Source organism: Streptomyces sp. C, from assembly GCF_000158895.1.
Classification (GTDB): domain Bacteria; phylum Actinomycetota; class Actinomycetes; order Streptomycetales; family Streptomycetaceae; genus Streptomyces; species Streptomyces racemochromogenes.
On record NZ_GG657750.1, the window covers coordinates 1,206,720 to 1,212,050 of the forward strand.

The following is a 5,331-nucleotide window of genomic DNA, read 5'->3' on the forward strand; positions in this document are numbered from 1 at the left end:
CATGGAGCGCAGGTCGCGCAGGTCGGCGTACTCGACATCTCCGGGGTGGCGTCCGGATGGTCCCGGACGGGGGCCAGCCCGGACAGCACTTCGGCCGTCTTCTCGTCCATGAGCCCGCGCGCCACGTACATTCCCAGGACGCTGCGCCCCAGCGCACGTGAGCGGTCGACGGGATCGAACTCCAGAGGGGGGTGGACGTGGTCCCTGCGGTTGCTCATCTGCACGATGCGGTACAGGCGCTTCGGCGTCGAGGTGCCGACGACGAGGTGGGCGTCCACCACCGCGATGGCCTGAGCGCGTCGCGCCCTCGGAGCGTCCTTGGGGTCCAGGCCCTCCGTCGATTCCTCGAACTCCCTGTTCAGCAGGGTGGAGAACTCCGCCAGCCATTCGTTCGGGTCCCAGACCATCTCGTCGCCGGATCGACCCAGCTTCTCCGCCGGGACACCGGCGAGCACCTCACCGGAGGTCAGACGGAAAATCGACTGGCGCTTTTGCGTTCGATTGTTTCCGCGAACGGCCATCCAGCCCCAGAAGGCCTCCGGGTGGAGCGGTTCGCCCTTCGCGTCGAGTTCCGGCGGTTCCACCAGCCGCACCTGTTGCGGAACGTACATTCCCGGTTCCTGCTGGCCATTGAGGACGAGATCTTCCTCCAGGTCGTACGGCCTGACCTTGTCCCGCTTCGACAGGGCGTCAGCCGCGTCCTCGGCGTCCATCAGCAGCGCCTGACGGTTCTGCGCCGTGCTCTGCAGGGCCGCCATGAACCGTTCCACACCCTGGTCGTCGACCTGGCTCCAGGGCTGCACCGAGGACAGGGTCCTCTCCGTTCCCCGGCCGACCGTCGGATCGGCGATGGAGCGCCAGATCGAACTGATGCGCTCGTTGTGACTCCACTGCACCCCGCCTGCGCCGTGCATGCGGACGACCGCCACCACCATGTCGCCCGCATCGGTGTGGATGCGCCGCACCGACCCGCCCTTGAGCCTGCGGACACCAGCGGCGTCCGGCTCACCGACGGCTGCCTCCGGGTCCACGATGAACGGCGCCACGTTCTCCAGCGCGGCACGCGGGACATTGACACCGTCGGTGGCCAGGACGGCTTCGATCCAGGCCGCCTGCCTCTCCGGGGAGGGCGGTAACGGAAACGGGGCCTGGGCATTCAGGTCTGTCATGGCCGCCACGATGACATACCCGGTGTCACCCGCAAGGCGTAATACGAACATCCCGCGCTCGCGGGTGAATCGCAGAACGTCCGACCGAATCGCCAGCTTCTCGAAAACAACCCCGCCCGCGAAGCCGCCGAAACCATTCGCCACCACCGCCGATCGGCAATGAATTCACCCTCTGGGGTGATTGACACGTGCACCGGCGCCCGCAGGCAACCCGCCGCCGTGTCGAAAACCGCAGCGGTACGGGCACCTCCGTGGACAGGTGTGGCGACGGAGGGGGGTTGGTACGTTGCCCCGGACCGTCGATCACAGGAGTTGCCGCACATGTCCGACATCAAGGTCCGCGCCGCCCAGCCCGGGGACTTCGCCCAGTGGCGCGCCCTGTACCGGGGCTACGCCGACTTCTACCGGGTGGAGCAGACCGAGGAGGCGGCCGCCACCGTCTGGGCGTGGGTGAACGACCCCGGCCACGAGGTCGGCGCCCTCGTGGCCGAGGACGCCGAAGGGCGGCTGCTGGGGCTGGCGCACTACCGGCCCTTCGCCCGGCCGCTCTCCGCGACCGTCGGCTGCTTCCTGGACGACCTCTTCGTGGCCCCCGAGCACCGCGGTTCCGGCGCCGCCGACCTGCTGCTCGGGGCCCTGCGCGAGCTCGCCGCCGAGCGCGGCTGGAGCGTGGTGCGTTGGATCACCGCCGACGACAACCACCGGGCGCGCTCCAAGTACGACCAGGTCGCCACCCGGACCATGTGGGTCACCTACGACATGGCACCGGGCGGCCGCTGATCATCCCCGGCGGGCCGACTCCGCGACCCGCTCCAGCTCGTCCCCCCATACGGCGGCGTCGCGCGGCCCGACGTGCGGGGCGGGGACCGACCGTACGCGGAAGCGGTTGCGCGGTGTGGTCCCGTCGGCCTCGCGGATCATCAGGTCCTGGAGCGCGAGCGGGATCGAGCGGTCCTCGGTGAACCGGAGGAAGGTGCGCGGCACCCGGCCCCAGCGGTCCGCCAGCCCGCGGGAGTCGGCGGTGCCGATCGCCGCGGACTCGTCGGGCTCCAGTGTGGCCAGGAGCGCCCGGACCTCGGCGTCCGTCCGGTCGGCGGCCAGGGCCTCCTTCACCGCCGCGAAGAAGGCCGGGTCGGCGGAGCGCCAGTTGACCCGGTTGACCCCCAGCTCGGGCGGCGTCCGGAAGGGCGGGATCTTGAACAGGGAGCTGGTCGCGCCCTCGGGGGTGGACATCAGGTCGGTCACCGAGGTGTGCCGCGTCGGGCAGAAGGCCGAGGCGTACACCAGGTGGGCGATCAGTTCGGGCACCCGGTTGGCGACCGCGTTCAGGGTCGCCCCGCCCAGGCTCTGCCCGACCAGGACGACCGGGCCGTTGCGGTGGGCGGCGCGTACGACGCCCGCGACGTGCTCCGCGAAGTCGGCGAGCGTGACCCGGCCGATCGGCGAGGGCTCGGTGGCCAGCCGCTCCAGGTCCTGGGGGGACTGGTAGGAGAGGGGGAAGTAGGCGCCGGGGCCGTGGCCCGGGAGGTCGACGGCGATCGTCCGGTGCCCGCGCAGGCCCAGCTCGGCGAGGACCGCGGACCAGCCGTAGGAGTTGCTCCCGGAGCCGTGGACCAGGACGAAGGTCGGCGCGCCGCGCCGGCGGCCGTCGGCGTGCGCGGCGGAGGCCCCGGGCCCCACGGCGGCGACCGCGCCCGCGCCGGCCGCGGTCACGCGCAGGACCCCGCGCCGCGACCAGCCGACGCCTTCGAGGGTGTCACTCGGTTCGCTCATGGGCCCGACAAAAGAAAAGCACCCGCGACCGGGGGCCCGCTCCGATCCGGCCAGTGTCGCCACCTGGTCCACTCCCGTCGCCGAAGCCCTCGTCGGACCCGACGCCCCATCAGGTCATCCGTCCCGGACTCTTGACTCCTTTCGAGCCAGTCGGGATTCTCGTCCCACCTTTGTGCGGGGCATGACAATGCATGCCCGGATCCGATCGCGCCGCATCCGACGACCGAAGACATGAGTGATGACCTTGACCCCTCACCCGCCCCCACGGCCGTACCGCGGCGCCGCGCGCCGACGGAGGCGCCGCCTCGCGCTCCTGACACCGCTCGTCGCCGCGCTGGCCATGCTGCTCGGGCCCGTGCCCCTCTCCTCCGCCGGAACCGGCTCCACGGCCGACGCCGGCTGGTGGAACCCCACCGCCCGGCCCCAGCCCGACTCCGCGATCAACGTCACCGGTGAGCCCTTCAAGGGCACCGACGCCCAGGGCAAGGTGCGCGGGTTCGTCGACGCGCACGACCACCTGATGTCCAACGAGGGCTTCGGCGGCCGTCTGATCTGCGGCAAGCCCTTCTCCGAGGCGGGCGTCGCGGACGCCCTCAAGGACTGCCCCGAGCACTACCCCGACGGCACCCTCGCCGTCTTCGACTTCATCACCAAGGGCGGGGACGGCAAGCACGACCCCAACGGCTGGCCCACCTTCAAGGACTGGCCCGCCCACGACTCGCTGACCCACCAGCAGAACTACTACGCCTGGGTCGAGCGCGCCTGGCGCGGCGGCCAGCGCGTGCTCGTCAACGACCTCGTCACCAACGGGGTGATCTGCTCGGTCTACTTCTTCAAGGACCGCGGCTGCGACGAGATGACCGCCATCCGCCTGGAGGCGCAGAAGACCTACGACATGCAGGCCTTCGTCGACAAGATGTACGGCGGCCCCGGAAAGGGCTGGTTCCGCATCGTCACCGACTCCGACCAGGCCCGCGAGGTGATCAAGCAGGGGAAGCTGGCCGTCGTCATGGGGGTCGAGACCTCCGAGCCCTTCGGCTGCAAGCAGATCCTCGACGTCGCCCAGTGCGGCAAGGCCGACATCGACCGCGGCCTCGACGAGCTGTACAAGCTGGGCGTGCGCAGCATGTTCCTCTGCCACAAGTTCGACAACGCCCTGTGCGGGGTCCGCTTCGACGAGGGCGCCCTCGGCACCGCGATCAACGTCGGCCAGTTCCTGTCGACCGGCACCTTCTGGCAGACCGAGCAGTGCGCCGGCCCGCAGAAGGACAACCCGATCGGCCTCGCGGCGGCTCCGGCGGCGCAGAAGGAGCTCCCGGCGGGGGTCGCGGTCCCCTCGTACTCCTCCGACGCCCGCTGCAACAAGCGCGGTCTCAGCGAACTCGGCGAGTACGCCGTCCGCGGGATGATGAAGCGCGGGATGATGCTCGAGGTCGACCACATGAGCGTCAAGGCCGCGGGCCGCGCCTTCGACATCCTGGAGTCCGAGTCCTACCCGGGCGTCATCTCCTCGCACAGCTGGATGGACCTGGGCTGGACCGAGCGGCTCTACAAGCTGGGCGGTTTCGCGGCCCAGTACATGAGCGGCTCCGAGGCCTTCAGCGCGGAGGCCAAGCGCACGGACGCCCTGCGCGAGAAGTACAAGGTCGGCTACGGCTACGGCACGGACATGAACGGCGTAGGCGGCTGGCCCGGCCCCCGGGGCGCGAACACCCCCAACCCGGTGAAGTACCCCTTCACCAGCACCGACGGCGGTTCCGTCATCGACCGGCAGACCACCGGGCAGCGCACCTGGGACCTCAACACCGACGGCGCCTCGCACTACGGCCTGGTCCCCGACTGGATCGAGGACATCCGGCTCACCGGCGGGCAGGACGTGGTGGACGACCTGTTCAAGGGCGCCGAGTCCTACCTCGGCACCTGGGGGGCCTCCGAGCGGCACAAGTCGGAGGTGAACCTCGCCGCCGGCTCCTCCGCCTCGGCCTCGTCGTCCCAGTGGTGGAACCCCTTCGTCGACTACTCCCCCGGCCGGGCCGTCGACGGCGACTCCGGATCCCGCTGGGCCAGCGAGTGGAACGACAGCCAGTGGCTGCGCATCGACCTCGGCTCCGCGCACCGGATCGGGCGGGTCACCCTCGACTGGGAGCGGGCGTACGGGAAGGCGTACCGGCTGGAGGCGTCCACGGACGGCACGAACTGGCAGACGGTCTGGTCGACCTCCGACAGCGACGGCGGGCTCGACACGGCCCGGTTCGCCGGGGTGACGGCCCGGTACCTGCGCGTGCAGGGCGTCCAGCGGGCCACCGAGTGGGGGTACTCCCTCCACGAGGTCGGCGTCTACAGCAGCTGACACCACCGGCGGGGCCGGCCGGACCGCCCGGCCGGCCCC

3 protein-coding genes and 1 pseudogene are annotated in these 5,331 nt (G+C 71.0%); 2 read left to right on the forward strand and 2 right to left on the reverse strand.

The window, feature by feature from the left end:
- Positions 1-1,313 (reverse strand): annotated as a pseudogene (locus SSNG_RS05210) (hypothetical protein); the annotation flags it as partial.
- 177 nt (positions 1,314-1,490) lie between these two features.
- On the opposite strand from SSNG_RS05210, the gene SSNG_RS05215 reads away from it, so the two are divergent.
- Positions 1,491-1,949: a GNAT family N-acetyltransferase gene (locus SSNG_RS05215; RefSeq protein ID WP_007262752.1), complete on the forward strand. Its 459-nt coding sequence runs from the start codon at positions 1,491-1,493 to the stop codon at positions 1,947-1,949.
- Here SSNG_RS05215 and SSNG_RS05220 read toward each other — a convergent pair whose 3' ends face one another.
- Positions 1,950-2,942 (reverse strand): alpha/beta fold hydrolase, encoded by a 993-nt coding sequence (locus SSNG_RS05220; protein WP_007262753.1) that lies wholly within the window; start codon positions 2,940-2,942, stop codon positions 1,950-1,952.
- Positions 2,943-3,282: 340 nt separating this feature from the next.
- Between SSNG_RS05220 and SSNG_RS05225 the strand changes: the two genes are divergently transcribed.
- Positions 3,283-5,292 (forward strand): discoidin domain-containing protein, encoded by a 2,010-nt coding sequence (locus SSNG_RS05225; protein ID WP_042800566.1) that lies wholly within the window; start codon positions 3,283-3,285, stop codon positions 5,290-5,292.
- Positions 5,293-5,331: the final 39 nt, after the last annotated feature.